The organism is Rhizobium sp. TRM95796, from assembly GCF_025779995.1.
Classification (GTDB): domain Bacteria; phylum Pseudomonadota; class Alphaproteobacteria; order Rhizobiales; family Rhizobiaceae; genus Rhizobium_E.
The window spans coordinates 1-26,097 of sequence record NZ_JAOXHE010000020.1; the positions used below are offsets into that span (position 1 = coordinate 1).

General features: G+C 59.6%; 26 protein-coding genes. 8 read left to right on the forward strand and 18 right to left on the reverse strand.

The features are described 5' to 3' along the window. The first annotated feature begins 42 nt into the window (after nt 1-42). Genes OCK01_RS25795 through OCK01_RS25805 form a run of 3 tightly spaced genes read left to right on the forward strand, consistent with a single transcriptional unit; the run spans nt 43 to nt 4,345 of the window. Nucleotides 43-1,692 carry an ATP-dependent nuclease gene (locus OCK01_RS25795; protein WP_263826457.1) on the forward strand — a complete coding sequence of 550 codons (1,650 nt, stop codon included), beginning with the start codon at nt 43-45 and terminating at the stop codon, nt 1,690-1,692. Then, nucleotides 1,689-3,431: a UvrD-helicase domain-containing protein gene (locus OCK01_RS25800; RefSeq protein ID WP_263826458.1), complete on the forward strand. Its 1,743-nt coding sequence runs from the start codon at nt 1,689-1,691 to the stop codon at nt 3,429-3,431. Before OCK01_RS25795 ends, OCK01_RS25800 begins: the two co-directional genes overlap by 4 nt. Further along, nucleotides 3,428-4,345: a hypothetical protein gene (locus tag OCK01_RS25805; RefSeq protein WP_263826459.1), complete on the forward strand. Its 918-nt coding sequence runs from the start codon at nt 3,428-3,430 to the stop codon at nt 4,343-4,345. Before OCK01_RS25800 ends, OCK01_RS25805 begins: the two co-directional genes overlap by 4 nt. 186 nt (nt 4,346-4,531) lie before the next feature. On the opposite strand, the gene OCK01_RS25810 is transcribed toward OCK01_RS25805, so the two are convergent. Both OCK01_RS25810 and OCK01_RS25815 read right to left on the reverse strand, forming a co-directional pair. Then, the gene (locus tag OCK01_RS25810; RefSeq protein WP_263826460.1) at nt 4,532-5,533 is read right to left on the reverse strand and encodes a hypothetical protein; all 1,002 of its coding nucleotides are present in this window, start codon (nt 5,531-5,533) and stop codon (nt 4,532-4,534) included. A 5-nt stretch (nt 5,534-5,538) separates the two neighbouring features. Continuing rightward, entirely contained in the window at nt 5,539-6,258 is a 720-nt protein-coding gene (locus OCK01_RS25815; RefSeq protein WP_263826461.1) for a hypothetical protein, read from the reverse strand. A 102-nt stretch (nt 6,259-6,360) separates the two neighbouring features. On the opposite strand from OCK01_RS25815, the gene OCK01_RS25820 reads away from it, so the two are divergent. Next, nucleotides 6,361-7,712, forward strand: a protein-coding gene (locus OCK01_RS25820; RefSeq protein ID WP_263826509.1) for an IS3 family transposase whose coding sequence is annotated in 2 segments (ribosomal slippage) — nt 6,361-6,697 and nt 6,697-7,712 — 1,353 coding nt in all. Because the reading frame shifts where the segments join, the coding sequence is not laid out codon by codon here. A gap of 277 nt (nt 7,713-7,989) precedes the next feature. Here the strand turns inward: OCK01_RS25820 and OCK01_RS25825 are convergent. The 6 genes from OCK01_RS25825 to OCK01_RS25850 all read right to left on the reverse strand — a co-directional run bounded on the left by OCK01_RS25825 (nt 7,990) and on the right by OCK01_RS25850 (nt 12,080). Continuing rightward, nucleotides 7,990-8,940, reverse strand: a complete 951-nt coding sequence (locus OCK01_RS25825; protein WP_263826462.1) for a hypothetical protein — start codon at nt 8,938-8,940, stop codon at nt 7,990-7,992. A 7-nt stretch (nt 8,941-8,947) separates the two neighbouring features. Further along, nucleotides 8,948-9,658, reverse strand: coding sequence for a zeta toxin family protein (locus tag OCK01_RS25830; RefSeq protein WP_263826463.1), 711 nt, complete (start codon nt 9,656-9,658; stop codon nt 8,948-8,950). A 7-nt stretch (nt 9,659-9,665) separates the two neighbouring features. Beyond that, on the reverse strand, nt 9,666-9,842 hold the full coding sequence (locus tag OCK01_RS25835; RefSeq protein ID WP_263826464.1) for a hypothetical protein: 177 nt from the start codon (nt 9,840-9,842) through the stop codon (nt 9,666-9,668). Between the two features lie 213 nt (nt 9,843-10,055). After that, entirely contained in the window at nt 10,056-11,186 is a 1,131-nt protein-coding gene (locus OCK01_RS25840; protein WP_263826465.1) for an RHE_PE00001 family protein, read from the reverse strand. A gap of 197 nt (nt 11,187-11,383) precedes the next feature. Beyond that, nucleotides 11,384-11,815 carry a type II toxin-antitoxin system PemK/MazF family toxin gene (locus OCK01_RS25845; RefSeq protein ID WP_263826466.1) on the reverse strand — a complete coding sequence of 144 codons (432 nt, stop codon included), beginning with the start codon at nt 11,813-11,815 and terminating at the stop codon, nt 11,384-11,386. Further along, a complete protein-coding gene (locus OCK01_RS25850; RefSeq protein WP_263826467.1) occupies nt 11,802-12,080 on the reverse strand; it encodes a type II toxin-antitoxin system Phd/YefM family antitoxin in 279 nt (92 codons plus the stop codon). Before OCK01_RS25850 ends, OCK01_RS25845 begins: the two co-directional genes overlap by 14 nt. A 106-nt stretch (nt 12,081-12,186) precedes the next feature. On the opposite strand from OCK01_RS25850, the gene OCK01_RS25855 reads away from it, so the two are divergent. Beyond that, nucleotides 12,187-13,317 (forward strand): site-specific integrase, encoded by a 1,131-nt coding sequence (locus OCK01_RS25855; protein ID WP_263826468.1) that lies wholly within the window; start codon nt 12,187-12,189, stop codon nt 13,315-13,317. A 16-nt stretch (nt 13,318-13,333) separates the two neighbouring features. On the opposite strand, the gene repC is transcribed toward OCK01_RS25855, so the two are convergent. The 3 genes from repC to repA all read right to left on the reverse strand — a co-directional run bounded on the left by repC (nt 13,334) and on the right by repA (nt 16,886). Next, entirely contained in the window at nt 13,334-14,551 is a 1,218-nt protein-coding gene (gene repC / locus OCK01_RS25860) for a plasmid replication protein RepC (protein ID WP_263826469.1), read from the reverse strand. A 152-nt stretch (nt 14,552-14,703) separates the two neighbouring features. Further along, nucleotides 14,704-15,690 (reverse strand): plasmid partitioning protein RepB, encoded by a 987-nt coding sequence (gene repB, locus OCK01_RS25865; RefSeq protein ID WP_263826470.1) that lies wholly within the window; start codon nt 15,688-15,690, stop codon nt 14,704-14,706. Beyond that, nucleotides 15,687-16,886, reverse strand: a complete 1,200-nt coding sequence (repA, locus tag OCK01_RS25870; RefSeq protein ID WP_263826471.1) for a plasmid partitioning protein RepA — start codon at nt 16,884-16,886, stop codon at nt 15,687-15,689. Before repA ends, repB begins: the two co-directional genes overlap by 4 nt. 249 nt (nt 16,887-17,135) lie before the next feature. On the opposite strand from repA, the gene OCK01_RS25875 reads away from it, so the two are divergent. Beyond that, the gene (locus OCK01_RS25875) at nt 17,136-17,399 is read left to right on the forward strand and encodes a WGR domain-containing protein (protein WP_263826472.1); all 264 of its coding nucleotides are present in this window, start codon (nt 17,136-17,138) and stop codon (nt 17,397-17,399) included. 64 nt (nt 17,400-17,463) lie between these two features. Here OCK01_RS25875 and OCK01_RS25880 read toward each other — a convergent pair whose 3' ends face one another. Further along, nucleotides 17,464-18,219 carry a tryptophan 2,3-dioxygenase family protein gene (locus tag OCK01_RS25880; RefSeq protein ID WP_263826473.1) on the reverse strand — a complete coding sequence of 252 codons (756 nt, stop codon included), beginning with the start codon at nt 18,217-18,219 and terminating at the stop codon, nt 17,464-17,466. Nucleotides 18,220-18,355: 136 nt separating this feature from the next. Here OCK01_RS25880 and OCK01_RS25885 point away from each other — a divergent pair, with 136 nt between their 5' ends. Beyond that, nucleotides 18,356-18,814, forward strand: coding sequence for an Lrp/AsnC family transcriptional regulator (locus tag OCK01_RS25885; RefSeq protein WP_263826474.1), 459 nt, complete (start codon nt 18,356-18,358; stop codon nt 18,812-18,814). 135 nt (nt 18,815-18,949) lie between these two features. Beyond that, a complete protein-coding gene (locus OCK01_RS25890) occupies nt 18,950-20,329 on the forward strand; it encodes an amidase (RefSeq protein WP_263826475.1) in 1,380 nt (459 codons plus the stop codon). Nucleotides 20,330-20,440: 111 nt separating this feature from the next. Here the strand turns inward: OCK01_RS25890 and OCK01_RS25895 are convergent, their stop codons facing one another. The 6 genes from OCK01_RS25895 to OCK01_RS25920 form a co-directional block, all read right to left on the reverse strand. Next, the gene (locus tag OCK01_RS25895; RefSeq protein WP_263826476.1) at nt 20,441-21,511 is read right to left on the reverse strand and encodes an ABC transporter ATP-binding protein; all 1,071 of its coding nucleotides are present in this window, start codon (nt 21,509-21,511) and stop codon (nt 20,441-20,443) included. Further along, nucleotides 21,508-22,308, reverse strand: a complete 801-nt coding sequence (locus OCK01_RS25900; protein WP_263826477.1) for an ABC transporter permease — start codon at nt 22,306-22,308, stop codon at nt 21,508-21,510. The genes OCK01_RS25895 and OCK01_RS25900 overlap by 4 nt, the downstream gene beginning before the upstream one ends. A 10-nt stretch (nt 22,309-22,318) precedes the next feature. Next, on the reverse strand, nt 22,319-23,176 hold the full coding sequence (locus OCK01_RS25905) for an ABC transporter permease (RefSeq protein WP_263826478.1): 858 nt from the start codon (nt 23,174-23,176) through the stop codon (nt 22,319-22,321). Between the two features lie 66 nt (nt 23,177-23,242). Next, on the reverse strand, nt 23,243-24,253 hold the full coding sequence (locus OCK01_RS25910) for an ABC transporter substrate-binding protein (protein ID WP_263826479.1): 1,011 nt from the start codon (nt 24,251-24,253) through the stop codon (nt 23,243-23,245). Between the two features lie 30 nt (nt 24,254-24,283). Continuing rightward, nucleotides 24,284-24,622 carry an NIPSNAP family protein gene (locus tag OCK01_RS25915; RefSeq protein WP_263826480.1) on the reverse strand — a complete coding sequence of 113 codons (339 nt, stop codon included), beginning with the start codon at nt 24,620-24,622 and terminating at the stop codon, nt 24,284-24,286. A gap of 4 nt (nt 24,623-24,626) precedes the next feature. Next, nucleotides 24,627-26,090 (reverse strand): aldehyde dehydrogenase, encoded by a 1,464-nt coding sequence (locus OCK01_RS25920; RefSeq protein ID WP_263826481.1) that lies wholly within the window; start codon nt 26,088-26,090, stop codon nt 24,627-24,629. Nucleotides 26,091-26,097: the final 7 nt, after the last annotated feature.

Consider the following 26,097-nt stretch of genomic DNA (forward strand, 5'->3'; position numbering starts at 1 on the left):
TGATCGCCCACATCCGCCTGATCACCAGACGGCTTGCAAGGTATGGATATCGTTGAAGGCTTTTCGAGTCAGACTCTGAGAGATGCGAAGCGATCGCTCGCGTCGGGAAACCCGACCCGGATCATGGCTCTCCTCACGCATTTCCTCGACGGATCGTCGCCAGCGCAACTGGCCAAGGATCTGGCACGCACTCACTCACACGACATACTTCAAAAGGTCGACGGCGCCGTCGACAAAGGATTGCAAGCGCTTACTTCCGGCGTGCGGCGGCAAACTGCGTCTCTGGGCTTTGCATCGGATGAAGCCCTGGTCGACATCGCTCGCGACCTTCGCTTCAAACTCGCCGATCATGGCGTGGATCCAGAAGATCTGCGATATTCAGGACATGGTTATGCCAACCTGTTGTTCATGGCGACCATTGCGGTGGAACTCGAAAAGGTTCGGACGGCCGATCTAACCCTTTTTCTGGTGGAGGAGCCGGAAGCACACCTGCACCCTCAGCTACAGGCCGCCGTCCTGTCGTTTCTTCGCGATCAGGCCGCCCTCTCTCGGTCGACACCGCCTGACGATGGATCCTTGGCCGGGGAGCTTCAAGTTGTCGTCGCGACACACTCACCAAACTTATCGGCGTGGGTGGCTAACGAAAGACTGGTCTTGTTCAAGTCGGTAGCAGTGCCAGCCCCTCTCTCGGAGAGCGACAAAGCGGAACCCGAGCCACAGCTGGCCGACGCGGCTGTAATCGAGAGCAGCGCAACGTCCGAGACCTACTCCCCAGAGGAATTGAAGGACGGTGTTGTGGTCGCGACGATGACAGCCGCAGCGATGCGCAGATCGACGCGCGTCATTCCGCTTTGCAAACTCCCCCTTGACGACGGCGAGCGCCGGAAAATCGATCGTTATCTCGACGTTACCAAAGCTGCACTCCTGTTCGGTGGTCGCGTGCTCCTCGTCGAGGGTATCGCGGAGGCTTTGTTGCTTCCCATTATTGCGAAATACCACACTTTGAAGGGTCACCCGGAAAAGCTGCGGCTATTCATGTCGACTGTCTTCGTGCCCATCGACGGTGTCGACTTCGCGCCGTATATAAAGTTGCTGCTGACGTCGATAAACGACGCCCGCATTGCCGATCGACTTGTTGTTATGACCGATGGCGACAGAGCGGCCGACGATGATGAAGACGACGACGATGCTCAGGACGAGATGAACGAGAGCGCTGGTGCCGGCGCAACACTTAGATCGAAAGACAGCGCTGAGAGCGCCTTAGTGCAGGAAGAGGTTGCGCAAGCGCTCGATCGGGAAATGGATGAAGCTGTCACGCAGGCGCAAACTGTCGATCCCGTAATCCCCGGAGAGCGGCGCAAGAAAGAATTTGACGATCTGGCGACGGAGCTTGGGGGGATTGATCACTTCAAGGCGATAGCCAGCACCTACTCCTTGGAAACCGAACTAATCGAGGCTGGGAACGTCGACATTCTCCGCAAAGTGTACCTCGATCTTCATCCGAGGTCTCGACGGAAGTGGGATAACGCTGTTGGTTTGTCGGGCGACGCCCGAGCGAAAGCGATCCACAAAATCTTCAAGACGACCCGAAAAGGTGACTTCGCCCAGATACTGGCCAAGCGAATCGAGGACGGCGAAGCCTTCAACGTTCCTGGCTACATTGGCGACGCGATCGAGGCGGTGGTCTCGTGACCCAGAAGTCTTTCAAACCGACTGATGAACAGAGGACGATCATCAACCATACGGGGTCCGCTTTCATTACCGCCTGCCCTGGGGCCGGGAAAACACGAACCCTCGTCGAGCGAGCGAGGACGGTGCTGCAAGACCGGAAACTCCGGAGCGGCATTGCCTTTCTCTCTTTCACAAACGCAGCGGTCGAAGAGCTCGAAGCTCGCCTGAGAGTATTACGTGTCCTGCCAACGCCGCTCTTCCCGAGTTTCATCGGAACATTTGACAGGTTCCTCTGGCAGTTCCTGATTCAACCATTCGGAATCCCAGGCAGTGCCGCTCTACCCCGGCTCGTCCCTGACAAATCCGAGTGGGAAATAGTGCCGTTCCCCAACGCTCAGGCGCTGCCCTTCCGCGTTTTCGATAGAGAGACCGGGGATGCCGATGAAAACTTGTTGAAAGAAGCGGGTTTCGATGTTGAGACTCGTAACATAACCGCGTGGGAAACCGCAGCAGTCCGCACGCAGAAAAATGCCCTGGCCAAGGGGATGATCGACTTCGACGATGTGCGGTGGATCGTGTCACAGCGATTGGGTGATAGCAATTTTCGAGATCGAGTAGGAAAGGCGCTGGCCGCTCGCTTTTGCGAGGTAATCGTCGATGAAGCTCAAGACTGCAATCCGGCGGATCTTGACATCGTCGCCTGGCTGAGAACGGCCGGCATCGCGATCAAAGTAATTTGCGATCCGCACCAGTCGATCTACCAGTTTCGGGGCGGGGTCACCGATGAGTTGATGAAATTTGCGAAGACGTTCCCTAACGATCAGCAGCTATCGATGACCGGCAATTTTCGATCATCACCTGCGATCTGCTCGGCAGTCGTGGCACTGAAGCCACCTGGTGGCGCGGCAACAATCGACAAACCGCTCGGCCAGCACAAGCATGACCTTACGCCGGTTCATATCCTGTCCTATCCGGGTACGAAAGTAACGGCGGCGATTGGCGCCGCCTATCAGAAGATCGCCGAGCGATACAAAATCCCCTTGGACGCCGCGCCGGTAATCGCCTCGACACGACCAAGCGGAAGTAACGCCATCGGCCAACCGACCGTTAGCCGAACCAAGGAAATGACGTTGCTTCTCGCGGAGGCGGCGATGCAATATCACTTTGCCTTTGCTTCAGGAAACCGCAAGGAGGCGCTTGTCAATTTGCATCGCACGATACTCTACGTGCAAGATCGGATCCCATCGCTCGGAAGTTATCATGCCCACGTCGCTGAGACGAGCCTTGACGATGGTCGGTGGCGTCCTGCCGTCATCGCGATAGCAAATGATCTAGGTGTCCGGGATGGCGAGACGGCAGACGATTGGCTGGCTCGTGCACGATCTATACTCAGCCCTGGCCTCGTCGGCACGCGGAAAATTGGCCAAAGATTGAGGAGGCATAATGACCTCGGCTCCGTTCTTTCCCGGCCGCCACTCCAATCATCACCAGCCAGGACAATCCATTCGGTAAAGGGCATGGAATTTCCTGCGGTCTGCGTGGTCATGACCACCCAGACCAGTGGTGGAATCCTCGACTTCCTTGAGGGAAGCCCGGCCGTCAAATGGGAAGAAGATGCTCGAAAAATTTACGTTGCGGCCTCTCGCGCTGAACGGCTTCTCGTGGTCGCCATTCCTCATAGCCGTGTCGTGCGTTTAAAAGCTTTACTCGAAAAGCACGGCTGTAGCGTCGAGGTTACAGAACTGGCGAGGGATGCATGAACTACCGATGGTCTACATGCGAGCTGACCGGGTTGATGTTACCCGGCAACGAGGATCGCGAAATAGCCGAAGATCCCTTACTCCGTGGCAAAGTCTCCGGAGACGTTTTCTGTTATCCGCTTGTAGATTCCTGGCGGAAGACAATCTGGTCCCTCCTCGGCGATGTGATCACCGACGATGCCAAACTCGCGTTTAAAGAAGCGTCCCCGGAGTTCGTCGTATCCGATGACCTGAGCTGGCTGGACGAGCTGATTTTTGAGGTGACGGGAGAGCTCGTGAACATAAAAGAGCTGACCGCGCAGCGCCTCCGGCAGAAGTATCGCTTTTTTCGCGCCGCTCACGGTACCCGAACGAATGATTTGGCGCCGTTTTATAACAACGGTCTGCGCTTTCTCCGTTCTGACGATATTGAAGATCGAGCAAGATTGCTTTTTCTCAACGGTAGACTCCAGTTCACCAATGAGGAACGACTGCAGCGCGCCATCCAGGAGATCGACGCTCGCAAGACGACGGGCGGCCGGGAGGGCCGGCTCTATTTTTGCGCCGACGAGCGAAACCTAATAACCCGCTCTGGCTGCTCGGGCCACTATCTCGTCTATGGGAGTGAATATCTCTACTGCCTCGGTATAGGTCTCGGTAGCAGTTGGGAAATAAAGCGAATTCTGAAAGAGATCGGGCGTCCGACAATGTTCGTTTGTGACATCCCGATGTCTCAGATTCCAGATTATACTCTGGAAGAGTTTGCAGGTTTGCTTCTTGAATATCTGTTCTGCGAACTGGTGGACGAATTGCAACCTTACGCACTTAGCCCCGGAGCGGGAAGTGGGTTCAGCCTATCAACCGATCTATCTCCGGATCATATCGTGGGCCATTATCATCCTGATACGGTGCACGACCCGCTCTCGTCGGCCTAGTGTCACCGCCGGATGGCAGTTTGAGCGAGTTTCATCTTGCATGGGTCGAGTCACGGCAAAATTGCGTTCCTTCGGCACGCCACTGGCTCTAACGCTTCCCCCGCGCAGCCGATTACGTTCAGCTAAGAGATGGTACTCTGAACGACGGGCAAGATGGCCATTGCGGCTTCTCATGCGCGAATATGCTCACTTCCCCCGCCTCTCGTCGACAAGACGATCGATCTCGGCCTCGGCGGCCATCGCGCTTTCGTCTAATGCTTCGCGGAGCTGCGCTGTATGCTCAATGAAAGCGGCGTAGTTTTCCAGAGCCACATGCGGGCTTGCCTTGGAACGGAGCCGAGCGACCTGTCTTCGCCATCCTGGGATCGGATCTTTCTTGAAGCGCAGCGGATAGTTGGCTCCGAGCCACTCCAGCAGCTCGAGGGTCTCGCCCGAGAAGCCTCTCTCCTTCGCATAGTTCCGGCCCTCGTCCGAGAAGGCTAGCGGCCACGTCTGGCACTCGACTGTTGCCTGATCTCGAGTTCGTCGCTGACTGACATAGACACCCTCGGCCACAATATCGAGATTGGTGTCTTGGTCATCGATGATCTGCTCCATGTTGTCAGCAAGCGCCCGGATCGTGTCGGACTTCTTATGGTTGCACTGCGCGTCCATCGTGCGGCAGGCCTTCGCGAAATCATCCTGCTGGGCGGGGGAGTAGTCGCCGCGGCTGGTAAAATACTTCTTCGATCTCTCCGGAAGCTCGAGACCATGCCAATAGCTGAAATACCGGATCCGATAGGCCCCAAGAACAGTGCAAGCCGTGGAGAAATAGAAGCGGGAGAGGGCTGGCAGGATCGCTTCGTGCTGCAGGCCGACGTGGTAAAGCTCATTCCGAAAGTTGTGCATGATCGCAACCGTTCGCGCCTGCTCCTCCGTCAGGAGACCTTCGAGCTTAGCAAACTTTAGCTTCGCCTCGAAGACGCGGCCCATCGCTTCGTCGAGCTCCTTCGTGTGCTGATACCTCTCTCTCTGGATCCATGACGCCTTCAGCTCACTGTGCTTGTTCTTCGCAAGCTCGTGCATGGCGAGTTCGATAGCATTGTCGGTCAACATGAGCCCGAACCGGGCATCGTGAACGCCGCCCTTTTGGATATGCTCAAGGGCGAGATCCATTTGGTCCAGCACGCTCGCAAGGAACTTCAACATCGAGATCAGCCGAGGTCGATCTCGTCGGCGGCCTTGCGGGCACGCTCGTCGATAAAATCACTAATGACCCTCTGCTGGCTCGCTTCGATCTGGGCCGTCATGTCAAGGACATCCTGCATCCACGCACCAACGCGGAATCCTGTCACGTCAACGAACTCCCACTGGGCATATTCGTCCATCAGATCCTTGCAGATATCGAACTTGGCAACGCAGATCTCGCCTGCGTAGAAATGGACCTCTCCGCGGTAGGTGTCATCTCCCGGAGCCGACGACAGTCCGCCGTTGCGGAAGACGAGGCGATATGGCCGATCATTGAAGATGAAGTCGTTCGTCGTCACCTCGATACGGCGCGCACCGATCTCTTCGGTGGCTCGGGTGGAGACGATGTTGCTGGCGTCGAACTTCACCCATCTCATGAAGTCATCTCGCTGGCTCCATGCGTGCCAATGGCTCATGTGTTCTGGCAGGCAGCACCCGAGCGCATGCGCTATCCGGCCCTCTCTAACGATCTTGCGCGCAATCTCGACCTTGCGATAAGCCGCCTTCAGCTCCTCATCCGGAGCAACCTGCTGGGCTGCATACGAGGCATCGGCATAGGTTCGGAGCGATGAGGCCAGCTTCTTCGCTGCCTCCTCAAGCTCGTCCTGTTTCGATTTCGGCCCTGGCTTCATCGCCGTAACAACTGGCTCAGCTACCACCCGATCCTGCTTCTTCTTCCAAAACATGCATACCCCTCGCTGTCCGCCATCAGCGCCCATGAGACAGAACTGGCTTAATTGAGAAGAGAGGATTTTCGGCTCATCGTAGCTCATTCAAAGGAAGCGAAGATGAGACAGAAATCCGGGCCGCAGACATCAGCGGCTGAGAAGACGATCAAGGACATCCGCCGCGCCACGCGCAAGCACCATTCTGCGGAAGACAAAATCCGCATCGTGCTGGAGGGCCTGCGTGGCGAAGACAGCATTGCCGCGATCTGCCGCCGTGAGGGGATCGCGGAGAGCCTGTATTATAGCTGGTCGAAGGAATTCCTCGAAGCTGGCAAGAAGCGGCTTGCAGGCGACACTGCCCGTTCGGCAACGAGTGACGAGGTTAAAGCCCTTCGCAAGGAGAGCCGCGACCTGAAGGAGGCGCTGGCCGACCTCACCCTGGAGAACCGCCTGCTCAAAAAAAGCATGATCGGGCATGGGGGCGACGAGGAATGAGATATCCCGCCACGGAGAAACTTGAGATCATCCGGCTGGTCGAGAAGTCACATTTGTCGGTCCGGCAAACCCTCGACAAGCTCGGCATTCCCAGGCCAACATTTTACAGATGGTATGACCGGTTCCAGACCCACGGTGTCGAGGGACTGGAAGACCGGACGTCCGCGCCGCCACGGGTGTGGAACCGCATCCCCGACGATATCAGGGGCAGGATCATTGAGATGGCGCTGGACCACGCCGATCTGTCGCCACGCGAGCTGGCGGTGAAGTTCACCGACACGGAAAGCTATTTCGTATCAGAGGCTTCTGTCTACCGCCTGCTCAAGGCCCATGATCTGATCACGTCGCCAGCCTATATCGTCATCAAGGCCAATGACGAGTTCAAGGACAAGACCACGCGGCCGAACGAGATGTGGCAAACCGACTTCACCTACTTGAAGGTCATCGGCTGGGGATGGTTTTATCTGTCGACCATTCTTGACGACTTCTCGCGCTACATCATCGCCTGGAAGCTGTGCACCAGCATGAAGGTAGACGATGTCACAGCCACGCTCGACCTGGCGCTGGCCGCCTCAGGCTGCGACAAGGTCAAGGTCGAACATCGACCGCGCCTGCTGTCCGACAACGGACCGTGTTACGTCGCTTCCGATCTCGGCGAATGGCTGGACAAATACAAGATCGACCAGGTCCACGGCGCTCCCGGCCATCCGCAGACACAAGGGAAAATCGAACGCTGGCATCAGACGTTGAAGAACCGCATCCTGCTGGAAAACTACTTCTTCAAGGAAGACCTCGAAGCCCAGATCGCCGCCTTCGTTGAGCACTACAACCATCGCCGATACCACGAGAGCCTCGACAATCTTACCCCAGCCGACGTCTACTTCGGGCGCGGCCAGACCATCCTGCTCGAACGCGAAAGGATCAAACAAGACACGATCAAACTGCGCCGCTTGAACCACCAGGCCAAAGCAGCTTAAATCAACCCGCAAACCGAGCAGGAAACTCCAATCTTCCAGAGCCCAAAAAGTCTCAAATCATTCGACGACGGACACCCCTCGCTTCCACAACCATAGCATCATGATTTCAAAAGGGGAGGGCCCTCAAGAGGCTCTTGCGTCGTTCGCCACCGGCGACAATCATGTCAGGGTGCAGACGGACCCCACGCCGGATAGATTTCCCTTACGGCAAGCCCTCAAGTTCGTGGTCGCCGTGGCGCGACATCAAAAGTCTGCCAACCGGAGACAGTCTTTTCCCTTACAGGATGATCGGCGCAGTCGGGACCAGGCGACGTGCGGTAACACCTCCGCCGTCTCGAGCGAGAACTTCGACGAGGGCAGCGTTCGGCCCGTTGACGAAGAGGTTCCGGAAGACTGGTTCAAACTTCGCATGCGAGAACGTCATCTCAGGCAGCTTGATGTCAGCCAGCGTGCCAGCAAGGTAATCAGCAATCCGAATGAACTCAGCGTACTCGTTCTCTCCGTCCCATCCGGGCAGACCGAAATAGAACTCTGGCTCGAGAGCAACCTGACCATTCATCATCCGGTGAAGATGGAAATATAGGAAGGACAGATCGAAGGCCACTTTATCATGCTTGTCGAACATGGCGTCCCGGTCGCTGATCCAGCGGATGAATTTGGGCTTCTTTTTGACTGCCAGATGCCGACAAACGATCGAGGCAAAAGCCGAACAGAGAAGAATCTGTCGAGCCAGATTGGAATTTGGAGAGCGCTTTTTCATCTCGGTCTGGAAGCTCGCCAGCCGCCTGTCCACCGCGCGGTAATGATCAGCCTTCTCGGGCATCATTACCACCATTTGAGAAACGACATCCCGCATGTCCTGAAGAGCGCCGCGGATGTTGTCGTCGGTCATGTAGTCGCGAAGCAGCTTCGACTTCTTCTCGATTAGGTAGCTGACGCTGAAGACGACAGGGCAGCTCAGATATTCGATGAGGCCCTGCGACGACGACCGAGATCCTTTGATGTCGCTAGGCGCTACCGCCGCGATGTATTCCTCGATGTTCGACTGGGTGTCGTGATTGAGAACTATCGCGAAGGCAAAGGTGTCATTCGCCTTGTTTGAATCTCCGATGCAGTAATCGGAAAAGACGTTCCACGCTAAACCCTCGGGAAACTGCCTGAACCATGCTTCGAGATCGGCCGAGATGGTCCGGTACACGGTTTCGAGAAGATTGATCAGTTCGAACATGCCATTCTCACTTCACGCCTGCAGTCTTCGGCCGATGTCCAGGAGACGGTTTCGGAGTGTCGGATGTCACGTCGTCGCCGCGACGAGCAGCCAGCTTCGGTACCTTCCGGAATCCGCGGCCGTAGCGCACCAATCCATAGGCCTCACAGACCTTGGCCGAAAACAGGCGATGCAGCTCCTGCCGATCGTCGATGTTGAAGGACTGGACCACGCCGGAGCGGATCTCGAACACCTCGTGCGGTGTCAGGCCGCTGTTGTCCATAAGAATCACTTCGTCTGCGAGCCTCAGGGCTTCGGTCAGCTTTTCCAGCGAGCCTTTGTGTCGCCTGCGGATATCCGCTTCCGGTATGTCGTGACCGCCCTTCTCAACCCGGCGCTTAACGCGCTCGATGTTCGTCTCGACGGAATCCAGGGCGACATAATAGAGGCCGACCTTGAACCCGGCCGCTTTCGCCTCGCGCATCAGCCGGATGGATTGCTGGCTGCTCAGCGTGCTTTCGAAGATGAAGGATTGCCGGGTTTCGATCATCTCCGCGATCTTGCGGAGAGCTGCTTCGGAGGCTCGCCGTTCCTTCGACTTGCCGTCGTCGGACTCGGGCAATGTCTTCGCGATCTCGTCGGCGTTGATCCAGACACCTTCGAGCTTCAGCTTTGCGAATGCGGATGATTTGCCGGAGCCGTTCGGGCCTCCAAGGATTACAAAGGACAGTTCCGGCATGAAGCGATTACTGCCTCATGGCGGCGGGAACGCGCTCTTCATGCTCGCGCTCGGCGCGATCCTTGCGCTCGTTCTCGAGGTCCTTGGCGGAGAGTGGCAAGCCCAGCCGACGACTCTCGGCAAGAGCTTCCTTGCCAATCTGCATGAGGGCTTCCTTGTTCTCGCGGTATTTCTGCAAGAGCATCGTCGAACTCCTATTCCGCCGCTAACATAATGCCTTTGTCCGTCGACTGCAAATTCCAGCTTGTGCCGGGCTCCGCCGGCAGCAGTGCGGCGACACGAAGATTCATATCGTCGAAGGCACGCAGAGGCACTTGCTCGGCAATCCTGTTCGGTGCCATCCTATACAGCCCTGATGTCGCAATATCTGCGATTGCGGTAGAACAGGGAAAAAGCATCACAAGATGCCCCACGCCCGAAACCTCCCCCTCCCCGTCATCTCGCGGAGCCCGAGCTCCGACACGATCCGCCGCGCCGCCTGTGGCGTCACCTCGAGCGTCTTCGCCACCATCCCGGCCGACACGAGCGGCTTCGCCATCACCAGCTCGACCAACTCCGGCAGCTTCGAAGACGTCCGCCGTCCTTCCAGCTTTCGGTCCATCATCGTTTTCGCCAGCGCCAGCCGATCATGCTCCTTCAGTCCAATCTCGGCGGCCGCGATTAGGCCGTGTGCGATGGCGAGCAGCCGGGTCTCCCGGTCGCGATGCCGGCGCCGATCGACCGGAATGGTTTTTAGGCCGAGATTGACGGCGCCGAGATGCGCGCGCGACGTCACACCGGCCTGGCGCAGGATCGACGCGGCAAGGAGCCGTCCGAGCCAGGGCGCGTGCTGCAGCACAGAAAGCTCGTTCCAGGCATCGAGGGCGACGATCGCCTGCAGCACCGCCGGCAGGCTTTCGGACTGGCGCAGCACGCCGCGCCATTCGTCGAGCCGGGCATCCTCGTCCCAGTCGAGATCATAGATCATCGGATCCTTGTCTTGACCGCCGCCGCGGCCGGCCCGGCTTGCGTTCTCGATCGCCAATTCGGAGCGGGCAAGCACTGCATCGATGGCTGCGTAGTCGACGCCGGGTAGATTTTCGATATCGTGTACATCGTCCCCCTCCCCTTCCGGATCGATGGCGACCGCGGGACGAATAATGCGGGCAGGCTCCACTACCTCAGCGCCGATGTCCGCAGTCTGTCGCAAGATTCGGATGCCTTCGGCCGATAACGCCCAATCCGGCGACTGCGCAGCAATCCGCCGGCGGGTGCGCAGCACGTCACGGGCGATTGTCAGCTCGTGGGTGGGGGTGCGAATATCCCGCGTGGCGTCGTGGAGGACGAGGTCTTCCAGATGGACGAGCTCGCCGTCGATCCACAGCGAGGCGCAGGCATCGGTGAATTGGGTGCGTTCGATCCAACCCGCGCCGACGGGCGAACGCGCAATCCGCTCGTCCAGACGCGTGAGCGCTAAACCGGCGTCGAAAGCCGGCCGCATCAGGGCTGTCATGCTGATTTTCGCGAGATCGTAAGCCATTGAAATCATAGTAAATGAATTCTTATAAGAACTCTATCTGAATATTATGGTTCCTCACATCGTATGATTTGTGGTTGGGCGTCTAACCATCGATAAGTAACCCTTATCGATAGTGATTGATTTGACGGCTCTCAAGGCTTAGAGTCATGTCAAATCAACTGCTGGACGCGCGGATTTCAATGACAGACAAGAGGATGAAATGCCGCTTAATCGGCGCGCGCAGTCGCCTTGTGGCCCAGGGTCCGCGCCAGTTCGACAAAGCGTCGCTTCACCTCTTCGAACAAAGCCGGCGGCAAAGGGCCGTGATAGCCGGTTACGCTGTCTACAGGTCGAATATCGGGTCCTGGCCAGACGAAGCGGTTGCTCTCGGTGAGCACGATCCACGACCGCTCGTCACCGAGGCCCAGGCGGCGTTTGGTGGCCGCTGGAATTTCGATGGCTTCGCTCAGATCGGACGGCGGGGAATGCGTGATCGGCAGGACGCGAACCACAGGCGTTCCATCCTCAAGTGTGGCGACAATCGCCAGCACGAGAGCAGGGCGATCCTTGTCACCCTCTTCCCGCCCTTGCAGATGCTGCCAGCGCCAAAGGTAGGAATAGCGAAAGACCCAGCCGACTTTCGGGTCAGTCGGCAGCATTCTTGTCCATCAGCAGTTCGGCGTTGAGATGATCCAGGCCAGGCTCCATCGTCGACGCCTCTACCGCTGCCAACTCATCGTCATCGAGAGAAGTAGTGAGCTCGACACGCCGATCACGCTTCGCCAGCCGGATGTAATCCTCATAGGCCATCAGCACTGTGCGCGGCCGACCATTTTTGGTGATGATCACCGGCTCGCGGACTGCGGCGTCCTGATAGGCGCCAAAATTCTTCGAGACTGCGGCGGCTGTCACAATCGATGTCATGGAAGATCTCCTTTGTTCCGGACTATACGGGGATTACGGAACTTTTGCAAATCGCTCGCATATCATATTCCAGTCCATACATTTCAATTCTGAGGTTCACAGATCCATGAAAGACCCCGTCGATCTCCGCGCCGCCACGCTCGACACTATCGCCGCAGTGCTGCCCAATGAACGGCGCGATGAGCTGGCGGAACTACTGACGGATCAGGATGTCGAAACGCTTCGTCATCTCGTCAATGAGGGCATGGGCGCCAACACGCTGAGAGCGCTGACCTCCGATCTCGCTTATCTGCAGGCCTGGTCTCGGGCCTCGACCGGCAACGCTCTGCCATGGCCGGCGCCGGAGGCGCTGCTGTTGAAGTTCGTGGCCCATCATCTTTGGGACCCCGAACGTCGCGTTATAGACCCCCTGCACGGCATGCCGGCTGATGTGGAAGAGAAACTACGGCTGCAGGGTTTTCTGCGTACGGTCGGTCCGCATGCGCCGGACACGGTGCGGCGGCGGCTCGCCACCTGGTCGACGCTGACCAAATGGCGCGGGCTCAATGGCGCCTTTGCCTCCCCTGCCCTCAGGTCTGCAATCAAGCTCGCCGTCCGGGCCAGTGTTCGACCGCGGCGTCGCAAGAGCGCCAAGGCGGTGACCGGCGATGTGCTCGCGAAACTCTTGGCCACCTGCAGGACCGATAGTCTGCGCGATCTCCGCGACCGCGCCCTCCTGATGGTCGCCTTCGCCTCCGGTGGACGGCGCCGGAGCGAGATCGCGGGACTGCGGGTGGAGCAACTGGCGCTGGAAGAGCCGATCGAGGCGGATGGAGGTTCCCTCCCCTCGCTGTCCATTCACCTCGGCCGCACCAAGACCAGCGCGGCGGAGAGCGACGAAATCGTCTATCTCACCGGCCGCCCAGTCGAAGCGCTGAACGCCTGGCTCCGAGCATCGAAGATCGACGCGGGCAGCATCTTCCGCGCCATCGATCGCTGGGGCAATCTTTCCCGGCGGGCGCTCGATCCCAAGGCCGTCAACGACATCGTCAAACAGCGGGCGCAACTCGCCGGGCTCGATCCGAGGGAGTTTTCCGCCCATGGCCTGCGCTCCGGTTATCTCACCGAGGCCGCCAATCGCGGCATTCCGTTGCCGGAAGCCATGGAGCAGTCGCGGCATCGCTCGGTGCAGCAGGCGTCGAGCTACTACAACAATGCCCAACGCCGCAGCGGCCGCGCCTCCAGGCTGCTCGACTAAGGGTTTTGGCACGGCCCTACCCTGCCCTCATGGACGACGGCTGACCATTCGCCTTCAGCAGGGCCATCAGCGCCGGTCCAAGCGAGAATTCGCCTTGCCGGGTCTTGGCCGTGAGGCTTCGCAAATAGCCCCCGGCCGAGTTGATATGGCCGGATCGTTCGAGGATGCAGGCAATGGCGATGGCGGCGTTTTCCGGTCCCATGGCTTCGCAGGCGTCCTGATAGGCGGAGGGACTAACGCCCAGCATCGATCGGACGACCACGGCGGCGCTCATCAGGTCGCGCCAGTTCGCAATCGCCCCGCCTGGCCCGTAGTCGGCCAACTGCGGGCAGGCCCGCAACACCAATCCCAATGGAAACGCCTTCAGCCCCACCGACGTGCTTTTCTGGCCTGGCGCGGATTTGTCCCACTGCTTTCTGTCAGAAGCGGGTTCAAATTCAGTGATAGATTCGGTATTTGAATTCTGTATGTGCCGCTCATCATGACGGTCATTGCCGATCATAATACTCGTTTTAAGATGCTTTTCCAAGGCGTTGGAGACGTCGTCCGTCAACCGCGCAAGCGCTTCGACGGCAGCGTCGACATCGCTCTGGCGGGCGGACCGCGGCAAGCGGCTGAGAATGCCGATATAGCGGTCTTCGAACCCTGCCCAATCGCCATGCGCGGCTTCTTCCAGGCCGGCTGATATCAGCTTTCGGAGATCTCGCCGAAGGAGGGTCAGTCTTTCTCGTGAAATACGAAGGCTGCGGGCCTCGGCGGCGACTTGCTGGGCAAGCAGTGCAAGCTCGTTCGCCCGCGTCAGCAGGGGTAGGAGACTGAAGCCAAAGGCCGTCTCGACATCGCCGTCCTGATCCCGGCGGGCGTAGCGCTTGCCGTTCGGGCTGTCGCGACGGAAGATCAATCCGGCGTCCACCAGCGTTGCCAAAGCGCGCCGCAGCGTTGCCCCGGAAATGCCATGCGCCCGCACAGACAACTGGGCGTTGGATGGAAAGACCACAAGTCCCTGCCCTTCCATCAAGTCCGCATCGGGATAAAAACTCAACAACGCATTGAGCACAGCGAGCGGTCGGTCATTGAGACCGAGCAGGCTGCGCGCTTCGCAGACGTCGCGAAACACTTTCCACTTGTCCACCGCCCTGTCCTTGGGGGCGTCGTTGACGTCGATCTGGCGTTTGATCAGCGCAAGCTTCGCCGGCCGCCGTCCAAAGGGCGTCGTTATGTCTCCGATCCTCATCGTCTTTCACCTTTCTAAAGGCAAAAGAAATTCCTCCGCCAAAGAGGCGCCGAATACGCTTGACTAATTTTCGTGGGGATGCGATTCTCTAGGGGCTCAATCGAAGAGAGGCTTCCACGACGGCGACGTTTTGGGGGCCTTTTTCTTTTGCGTTAGTCTCCTCTGGTTTTCGCAAAGTCCTCGAAGAGCTCATCGAGCCTCTTCGAGAGATAGTTTCCGAAGGCCGCAGCCTCCGTCGATTTGAGGGAGAGTACGAATGTCTTCCTCCCGGTCTTGATACTTGCGGCGATATCGCCGCCTGCTTTGGGCGACCATTGAACGGCGGGGGCTTCGCGCCCGCCCTTGGCTGTAACCGACGCCAGGGCCAATTCGAACCGCTCATCCGAGGTTAGTGCTTGCGCCTCCGCTTTTCCGAGCCGCGCAGTCGCCGTCGCCAGCGTCCTCGGCGACAAAGCCTCCGACAATGCCAGCCACTTCCGGCGGCCAATACCCGGCGCAGACCCGACCAGCCGGATCAGTTCCGATGGCACGTTGGCGGCGACGGAAAGCATTTTCGACAGCTCCGTCTTGTCGGTGGATAGGGCCTTCATGATGACGTGTCGGGGAAAGCCTCTCTGCTCGAGCGCCAGAGCAAAGGCGACGCGCTCGATATAGGACAGATTCTTGCGCTCGCCGTTTTCGATACCTTGGGCGATCACCAGCGATTGATCGTCGAACTCGCGAATGACAGCCTTGACCTTGATGCCCAGCACCATGGCGGCCTTGAGCCGACGGTGGCCATAGGCGACTTGGTAACGCCCCTGCTCTGTCGGATGAGGACGCACCAGGATAGGAACCTCCTGGCCATTCTCCGCAATCGACCGAACGAACGGATCGTCTTCGCTGAATTCGATGTCTTCGAGACGATCCCGCACGAAGGATGGATCGATCGACGCGGGGTCGAGGTCCTGAACATGATGGCCGGATTTCAGCGCTTCCTGCAGCGCCTTGGCTTCGTCTTCCATTCGGCCCAGGGTCAGCGCCATGGATTTGACCGGACCTGCATGGCCGCGCGGCTCTTCTCGTTCATCGAAGTTGGCCGCGGCCAACCCCTCGACCGATTGCTGAAAGATACCGCTGAGGGTGGTTCTTCTGCTCATTTGCGCCCCCAGACCTTGAGCACATTGGCCAACACTTCGGAATTGGCGGCATTGACGGATTCGAGCGCGCGGTCGTAAGTCGACTTCCGGACCTGCCCGCGCTCGATTTCATAGAGCGTCTGCTTGGAAAGGCCGGCATCCGAAATCGCCGTCGATTTGAGGATGGTGGCCGTGAGCACATCGTCGGAAAACAGGCTGCGCAAAAGAGCGACGATCTGCGACTGAGGACCATCGAAGGGCTCATGCCGTGTGACAACGTACTTGATGAAGTCGTGCGAGAGGTCTCCGCCCGCCTTACGAACCACGGCGAGCAGATCGGAGGTCATCAACAGAAACTGCGACATCGACGCGACGTCGACCATTTGCGGATGGATGGTGATCAGCATGGATGTCGACGCGCAGACCGCGCCGAGCGTGAGATAACCGAGTTGCGGCGGGCAATCGATCACGACGATGTCGTAATCGGCTTCGACTTCGGCGATGGCCGCTCCGACGCGTCGGAAAAAAGGCTCGCTCTGTGTGCTGCGGCGCTCGGCCAGCGCGCGCGGAGTCTCATGCTCGAACTCCATCAGTTCGAGATTGCCGGGCACGAGATGTAGGCCGTCGAAATAAGTTTTCCGGACAATGTCCTTGAGACTGCGCCGCTCATTGTCGTAGCGGATGGCGCCGTAGAGAGTATCGCCGTCGCGTAGGTCGAATTCCGGCTGCACGCCGAGCATGGACGACAGCGACGCCTGGGGATCGAGATCGATCGCCAGAACGCGAAAGCCGCTCAGCGCCAGAAACTGCGCGAGATAGAGCGTCGTGGTCGTCTTGGCCGAACCGCCCTTAAAATTGGTCACGGCGATCGTCTGCAGCTTTTCACCGGCGCGGCGATGCGGCAGCAGCGCCAGCGCGTCTTTCGGCTTGACCGTGGCGAGATGCCGCCTAAGCTCATTGATCTGGGCCAGCGTATAGGAACGGCGGCCGCTGCTCGTCACCTCCGGCGACGGGCCTTTTCCGTCGAGCGAGAGCTGGCGAAGATAGCCGTCGGACACGCCGATCAACTGCGCGGCTTCGCCGGAGGAAAACGTCCGGAGGTTTTTCTGCGATTGCGGCGGAAAGAGATGTTCCGACAGAAGCTTCAGCTGTCGCGAAAGCTGTCTGGCCTGGCGCTCGATACGAACATCGGTCGTCGAAACGGTGTTTGCGGTCAAGTCGAATTTCCTTCGTAAAACGGTTTACGCCCTGATACGGAAACTAGACGTTTATGGTAAAAAAACCGTACCGCCCTTATGGCACGATTCGGATTTGGCGCCAAACGACAAAAAGTTGGCCGCGGCCAACATGGCTTTTTTCGTATGTAGAGCTTGGCGGCAGTCATTCATCACGATCGTGAATCGATGCCGCGAACTGATTCAAACAACTGATTGGACGAGAAACCGACGGCGGTCGATACTGCCGTCATGACCACAAACGATTATACTCTCTATGGCGAGAGGCGAGACACCCGTCGCAACATGGCGCGTTTTTATGCCCTCGAAATCACCACGGATCTCCTCGGGGGATTTCGCTTCGAGCGTCGATGGGGACGGATCGGCCAACATGGGCGGTTGGCCGTGGAAATGTATTCGTCAGCCTCGGAGGCAGAAAGGGCCTTGGATGCCTGGCGGGCGCGAAAGTTCTCGACATCGTCCAATGCTTACCTGCCGAAGGACATGAAAAGTTGAGGGCCCGTCGAACCAGACGCGCCCTCCTCTCTCGATCCAATGCAAGCGGATAGACCCGGCACGCTCAGCGATCAGCTCGGTTCTTGTCGTGAATGGGGTCGCGCACCACGCCGTACGACGCGCCCCAGGCATCGGTCATCTCCGCCCTCACATCCCATAATTCAGGAAAGAACCGGTGTCGGGCTCCCGCCTGAAGCATGTCGACCGGGCGGCCCTTGAGCGATTTGGAGCCGAGGCCGATCGACCGCTGAATGAGGTAGACGTGATTGGCGCGAAACTTCTGGAACAGTTCGTCGAATTCCACCAGCGCCTCGGCCGCGACATAGCTGTCGCCGTGATCATATCGGCTGTCATAGACATCTTTGACCGTCAGCCCCTTGCCATCCAGATAGCTCGCCTTGAACGCGTCCCAGAGATCATAGGGCATGCGCAGCAGAAGCTTGAAGCCGGGCGATTCCTGGCCTGAGCCGTTGCCGAGCTGCAGGCGAATTTGCTGATATTCCTTGGGAGACATCGTTTCGAGCACGTCGAGTTGATCGGTCATCAGCCGCATCAGCCGGTGGACGCGCCCCATAAGCGTCACCACGCGATGTGTGTTGGCCGCGTTCAAATACTCGATCACATCGACGAGAGTGTAACAGATCAGCTTCATCCAGAGTTCTTCGACCTGATGGACGATCTGAAACTGCAACTCGTCGGCATTACAGAGATCGTCCAGAGGCTTCTGACATGTCAGCAGGCGATCGCAATTCAGATAGACGCCGTAATCGAGCATCTGGGGCTGTTCGATCATGTCGTAATAATCGCGCTTGGTCTTCATTCCTGCTTCTCCGCTCAACATTTCGAGCGTCAACCATATCCTGCATGCCTGCGAACAATGTCTTGAAAACATCGCCCAATCCGACAAAGTGCAGGCCAACGTCTTTCATTCTCTCATTTCATCAGGACGATGTTCCATGGACCAGATCGATCGCAAAATCCTCCATGCGCTCGAACGAGATGCGCGGACCTCCTTCGCGGATCTCGCCGACATGGTCGGATTGTCGAAAACACCGTGCTGGACACGTGTCAAGACATTGGAGGCGGAGGGCTACATAACCGGCTACCATGCTCTTCTGGACTCCAAGCGTCTGGGATTTTCACTGGAAGCCTTCATCCATGTTTCCGTCGACCTGACGATGGCGGAACAGTTCGAGGCCGCGGTCATAAAGCAGCCGCTGATTCTGCGATGTCACGCCACCACCGGCGACGCAGACTACACTCTGCACATCGCCGCAGCCGACATGCCCGGCCTCGATCGCCTTCTGAGGGATGTGATCTGTCGGCTGCCGGGCGTGCGCAAATTCGTGACGTCCTTGATTACGCGCGACGTAAAGCCGGTGGCGCGGATGATGTACGCCGCCGACGGGCTTTGACAATTCGTCACTGAGGGGGAGGGCCCTCTGCGCCGGAAACGCGCGCCGCGTCTTGACACCTCAGATCCGACAAGCTCTGTCAGCCTGACGCAGTGCGGACGTTCGGATATCTATAGACGAAAAGGAAGATCGGTTATGAGCATCGAATACAAAGGAAAATCGATTGCGAACCTCGCGGCCATGCTCCAGACCGGCGCACTCGCTCCACGCGACCTGATCGAAGCTACGTTCGACGCCATCGCCAATCATTCCGATCGAGCCGTCTTCACATGCCTCCTGCAGGATCGGGCGAGGGCGGAGGCTGACGCCGCAGCACGCAGGCTGAAAGAGGGACGTTCCCTCGGTCTTCTCGACGGCGTACCCTTCGCCTGGAAGGATCTCTTCGACATCGAGGGAGTGACGACGACCGCAGGCTCGGTCGTGCTTTCCGATCAGGAACCCGCGCGCACCGACGCCGATGTCGTCAAGGCGCTGGCGTCCTCCGGCATGGTGAGCGTCGGCAAGACCAATATGAGCGAATTCGCGTTCTCGGGGCTTGGGCTCAATCCCCATTACGGGACGCCGCGCAACCCCGCGTCCACCAATGAGGATCGCATCACGGGCGGGTCGTCATCGGGATCGGCCGCGGCCGTCGCCGCGGGCCTCGTCCCGGCAGCCATGGGCACCGACACGGGCGGCTCCATCCGTATACCCGCCGCATTCAACGGCATCGTCGGCTACAAGGCGACGCGCGGCCGCTATTCAATGAGAGGCGTTTATCCCTTGGCGAAGAGCCTGGATTCGCTGGGCCCGCTCACCCGCACGGTTCAGGACGCCATGTGGATCGACGCCGCCATGCGTGGTCTCACGGCGCCGCAGATATCTCGACGTCCACTGGTTGGCCAACGCTTCGTCATCGCCGAAACCGTCTTTTTCGACGGCGCGGAAGAGGGGGTGGCCAACGCCTTCGAAGCGTCGGTCGAGCGTCTGGCCCGCGCCGGCGCCGTTATTCGGCGGCAGGCTTTTCCGGTCATCTCCGAAATTTTCGGCCTGATGAGCGAGCGTGGGCCTCTGGTCACCGCGGAAGCGTTTGCTTTGCACAAGGACCGGCTGTCTGGTTCCGAGGCGACGCGCATGGACCCGCGCGTCGTGGCCCGCGCGCGCTTGGGCGAAGCCACCAGTCTTCCGGACTATCTCCATATCCTGGAGCGGCGCGAGGCGATGCAAGCGGCATTTGCCGCAGCCCTTGCGCCGGGTGAATTGGTGTTGGCGCCGACGCTGCCCCATGTCGCGCCGCTGATCGAGCCGCTGCGGCGGAATGACGACCTGTTCTTCGCCACGAATGGCAAAACGCTGCGAAACACGCTGATCGGCAATTTTTTCGATTGGTGCGGTGTCTCGCTTCCCTGCGGTTTTGGGGAGGCCGACATGCCCGTCGGGCTGATGATGTCTGGATTGGCCGGTGACGACGATGCTGTGCTGGCAACAGCGCTCGCCGCCGAACCGCTTGTCCGGAACGACATTTCCTCGATGTGAGTGGATCAGCCGCTCGCAAAAACGGCTGTTTGACGTGCCCAGGCGCTTTATCGCCTCTCGGACGCCTGATCGAATTCCCGTAGCGGCTTTTTCAGCTCGGCTCGGACAGTATCATTCCCTGAAAGCATGCGCCGAAGCCGGGTTGAAGCGGAGATGAACACTTGCCCCGTGACCCAGGCCCTCCAGCATAGGATGGCCGAAGGGCAACCGCACCGAGATCGGCTCGCCTGCGCCGATATCGACGAGGAGATGGGTGTTGTTGCCGAGGAAGGTCAGATCACGAACTTGCCCTGACAGCGCATTCTCGCTCGTCCCGCGCGCCAGCTCGATACGCTCCGGCCTGAGCAACAGTGCTGCTTTCCGTCCCGTCCCCTGGCTGTGCAGCGGCACGCCAGAGACCGTGACGCCGCCGGGCAAGGCAAGCGTGCTCTTGCCGCCGTTCACGTCGACGATGTCGGCTTCGACGAAATTGGAATCGCCGACGAAGCCGGCGACAAAGCGCGTCGCCGGATCGGCATAGAGTTCCTGGCCCGTGCCGATCTGATCAATCTTGCCGTGGCTGAACACGGCAATGCGATCGGACAGGCGCAACGCTTCTTCCTGATCATGGGTGACATAGAGAATGGTGACGCCGGTTTCCTGATGGATGCGGCGAATCTCGAACTGGATTTCCTCGCGCAGTTTCTTGTCGAGCGCCGACAGCGGCTCATCCATCAAAAGCACCGGCGGCTCATAGACCAGAGCCCGGGCGAGCGCGACGCGCTGTTGCTGGCCGCCCGACATCAGCGCCGGCTTGCGGTCTTCGAAACCTTCCAGGCGCACGAGACGCAGCGCCTCCTTGACCCGGCGATCGACATCGGCCTTCGGCAGCCGCCGGATGCGCAAGGGAAAGGCGACATTTTCGCCGACCGTGAGGTGTGGAAACAGCGTGTAGCGCTGAAACACCATGCCGATATTGCGCTTGTGCGATGGCGTGGCCAGCAGCGTCTCGCCCTTGAGCAGGATGTCGCCTTCAGTCGGATCCTGAAAACCGGCGAGAATATAGAGCGTGGTCGACTTGCCCGAACCCGAGGGGCCGAGGAACGTCATGAACTCGCCTTCGCGCACGGTTAGGCTGACATTCTGGACGGCGGTGACGGGGCCGTAATCCTTGCGGATGCCGCGAATTTCGAGAAAGCTCATGATTTGCGTCCCTTGCGGACCAGCGCCGCGATGATCATCAAGACCATAGTGAACAGGATGAGAAGCGTGGACGCTGCGGCGATCACCGGCGTCAGATCCTGCCGGAGCGTCGACCAGATCTTCACCGGCAGCGTCTGCAGCGTCGGGCTCGCCATGAAGATCGCCAGCACCACCTCATCCCAGGAGGCGAGAAAGGAAAACACCGCCGCGCCGAACAGCCCATGGCTTATGGCCGGAACGGTGACCCTGAGCCGCGCTCCCCAGGGCGAGGCGCCGCAGAGAATGGCGGCGTCCTCAATCGATTTGTCGAAGCTTTCCAAAGCATTACCGATCGAAATGATCGAGAAGGGCAGGGCGATCAGGAGATGGGCGATGATGAAGCCGAGCGTCGTGCCGGCCAGTCCGATCTTGAGGAAGAAGGCGTAAAGCGCCACCGCGAGCACCACCACCGGCAGGATCATCGGGGTGAGAAACAACGCCCGCAGCGTCTCCTTACCGAAAAAATGTCCACGATTGAGGCCGAGCGCGGCCAGGAAACCTATCACCACCGAGAGCGCCGTGACGATCAGCGCGATCTTGAGGCTGGTCCAGGCCGAGGACAGCCAGCGCGGATCGGCGAACAGATCGGCATACCAACGCGTCGTCCAGGACGGCGGCGGAAAGATCAGCCATTGCGACGAGCCGAAGGACAGCGCGGCGATGAAGACGATCGGTAGAATGAGGAAGAGGCACACAAGCGTGGTCACGCCGAGGAGCAGCCATTTCCACGCGCCGAGTTTTTCAAAGTCCAGAAGCATCGCGTCCTCCTCAGCTCATTCGGCCGGCGCCGAAGAAGCGCAGTTGCACGCTATAGAGGATCAGCGTCACCACCAGCAGCACAAAGGCCGCAGCGCCGCCCATGCCCCAGTTGACCAGCGACTGGACAAACTGGGCCACCATTTCGGCCAGCATCATATTGGCCGTGCCGCCCAAGAGGGCAGGGGTGACGTAGTAACCGAGCGCCATGACGAACACCATCAGCGCTCCGGCGGCGATGCCTGGCAGCGACAGCGGCAGCAGAATGCGGGTGAAACATTGCCAGCTATTGGCGCCGCACAACGCGCTGGCCCTGAGAATGGCGGGATCGATCGATCGGATGACGCCCACCAGCGGCAGGATCACGAAAGGCAACATGATATAGGTCATGCCGATGGTAACGCCGACGAGATTGTTGACCAGCGCCAAGGGCTGGTCGATCAGGCCGAGCGCCTTCAGCGTCTTGTTGATGACGCCGGTGCGCTGAAGCAACACCATCCAGGCATAGGTGCGGGCTAGAAGATTGGTCCACATCGACAGGATGATGATGGCGAAGACCAGCCGCGACCAGCGCTCTGGCATGACCGCCAGCGCCCAAGCGACGGGATAGCCGATCACCACGGACAGAAGCGTCACCACGCCTGCGACGAGAAAAGTATTGGCGAAAATCCGCACATAGGTCCCGGACCCGATCAGTTCGGCATAGTTCTGCAGGCCGAATTGCGGCTCGGTAAGGCTGCGCAACATCAGGCCCGTGACGGGAGTCACGAAGAAGAGAACAATGAGAATGAGCGCCGGCGCGACATAAGCGAGGGCGTTTCCGCGCCGCGCCGGTCCCCGTCTCAGCGCGACTGTGGCGCTCGTGGTCATGGCAATGATTCCGGTGAAGAATGAGCCGGCCGAGCTCAGAGATCGGCCGGCTATGTGGTGTGAAGGTTACTTCGCCTGCCAGTCGTACCAGCGCTTGCCGATCTCATCACGATGTTCGGCCCAATAGTCCATGTCGGCGTTCACCTGGCTGTCGGCCTGCATGTCAGGCAGCGTCTTGCGGATCGCTTCTTCCATCAACAGGTTGGAGTCGAGATTGGTGGGCGCATAGCCGGTCGTCATGGCGAACTGAGCCTGCTGCATGTCGGCGGTCGCATGCGCGATGAACTTCATCGCCGCGTCCTTGTTCTTGGCGCCCTTCGGCACGACCAGCGAGTCGGCGGCGGTGATGTTCTGGTCCCAGGAGGTCTCGACCGTCACGCCGGTGGCGGCGAGCGCGGTCAGGCGGCCATTCCAGAACGAGCCGAACGGCGCTTCGCCGGAGGCGAGCAACTGCTGGGACGCGGCGCCGCCGTCCCACCAGACGATGTCGGCCTTGATCGTGTCGAGCTTCTTGAAGGCGCGGTCGAGATCGAGCGGATAGAGCTTGTCGGCAGAAACGCCGTCGGCGAGCAGCGCGGCCTCGATCACGCCCGGAGCCGACCACTTGTAGAAGGCGCGCTTGCCGGGGAATTTGGCGGTGTCGAACAGATCGGCCCAGGTCTTCGGGCAATTGCCGGCGATGTCCTTGTTGCAGCCGATGACGAAGGAATAATAGAAACTGCCGACCGAGTAGTCGGTGACGAAACGCGGATCGAGCTTGGACTTGTCGATCACCGAGAAGTCGAGCTTCTCGAGCAGACCCGCCTTGCCGGCCTGCACGGCGTAATCGCCTTCGACATCGACCACGTCCCAGGTCACATTGCCTGCTTCGACCATGGCCTTGATCTTGCCGTAGTCGGTCGGACCGTCCTGGATGACATTGATCTTGGTGTTGGCGGTGAAGCTATCGGCCCAATTTGCCTTCTGCGCGTCCTGCGTGGTGCCGCCCCAGCTTGCGAACACCATGTCCTCGGCTTGCGCTACGCCGGTGAAGCCGACCACAGTCATTAGAGCGGCGATTGCGAATGATTTTTTCATGTTCCCGTTCCTTGTTTTGATTATTGGCATTCACGTGGTTTGGATAGGCGCAGTCCCGCCGAGCGGCGAAAACGCCGCCGGCTTCATGATCTTGTTTTCCGCGACCTCGATCAGGTCACGGATCTTGGGCAGGAAAGCGCGCCAGGCCGGATCCGCCATCAGGCGGGCGCGGCGCGCGTCACGGTCATCAAGGCTGTCAAAAGCCCAGATATGAACGATCTCGTTGATCGGGCCGATTTCCGAGAAGAAGTAGCCGACCAGCTGGCCCAGATATTTCTTCTGGATGGCGATGCCCTCTTCGCCCACGACCTTAAGATAGTCGGGGATCGCGCCATTCTTCAGCCTGTAGGTGCGGATCTCGTAGTACATGGCGTCACCGCATCACGAAGGGATCGGGGATCGGATCGTCCGAGGTCCGCACCCAGACCGTCTTGGTGCGGGTGTAATCGAGCGCTGCGGCAAGCCCGCCTTCGCGGCCCTGGCCGGACTGGCCGAAACCACCGAAAGGTGCGATCGGCGAGACCGCGCGATAGGTGTTGACCCAGACCACGCCGGCGCGGATGCGCTTGATCATCCGGTGCGCGCGGGTGAGGTTCTGGGTGAAGACGCCCGAGGCGAGGCCGAAGGGCGTGTCGTTGGCGAGTCTGACCGCCTCCTCTTCCGTCTCAAAAGACAACACGGACAGCACCGGCCCGAACAGCTCCGTCTCGACCGAAGGCGAAGTGACGCCGTCACAATCGATGACGGTCGGCGCATAATAAAAGCCTTTGTCGCCGAGCTTGCGGCCGCCCGTGACCAACCGCGCGCCGGCGGCGATGGAGGCGTCGACCGTCTTCTCGATCAGCGCGCGCTGGCGTTCGGTGCAGAGCGGGCCGACCTCGGTGGCCATATCCAGCGGTTCGCCGATGCGGATCGCCTCGGCGCGGGATTTGAGAATGGCCAGGAACCGGTCCTTGACGGAGGCTTCGATGATCAGACGTGAGCCCGCTACGCAGGATTGGCCGGTGGCGGCGAAGATGCCGGCGATCTGGGCGTTGGCGGCGCTTTCGAGATCGGCGTCGGCGAACACCACGAAGGGCGATTTGCCGCCGAGTTCGAGCGAGGTGCTGGCGAGGTTCTCGGCCGAGTTCCGCACCACGGCCGCCGCCGTGCCGGGACCGCCAGTGAAGGCGATATGCGCCACTTTCGGATGCCGGGTCAGCGCGCTGCCGCAGGACGGGCCGAAGCCGGTGATGACATTGACGACGCCAGCCGGAAAGCCGGCCTCATGCACGAGACGGGCGAATTCCAGAACCGGCGCCGGGCCGTCTTCGGAGGCTTTCACCACGACCGTGCAGCCGGCGGCGAGCGCCGGTCCGAGCTTGACGGCGGAAAGAAACAACTGGCTGTTCCAGGGAACGATGGCCGCCACCACGCCGATGGGCTCACGCCTCAGCCAAACATCCATGTCCGGCTTGTCGATCGAGAGATAGGCGCCTTCGATCTTGTCGGCAAGGCCCGCATAGTAGCGATAGTATTCCGCGACATAAGCGATCTGGGAGGATGTTTCGCGTATGATCTTGCCGGTGTCGCGGGTTTCCAGCTCTGCGAGGCGGCTTGCGTTCGCGGCGACGAGATCGGCGAGCTTGTAGAGAAGCTTGCCGCGCTGGGTCGCTGTCATGCCGGCCCAGGGGCCGGACCAGAGCGCCCGATCAGCGGCATTGACGGCCCTGTCGACCTCGGCTTCGCGGGCCTCGGGCATATCGGCCCAGGCCTCGCCCGTCGCGGGGTCGACGCTGGAAAAGCGTCCGCCGCCATCCTCGAATTGCCCATTGATATAGAGCTGAAAACGCTGCATCGGGCTC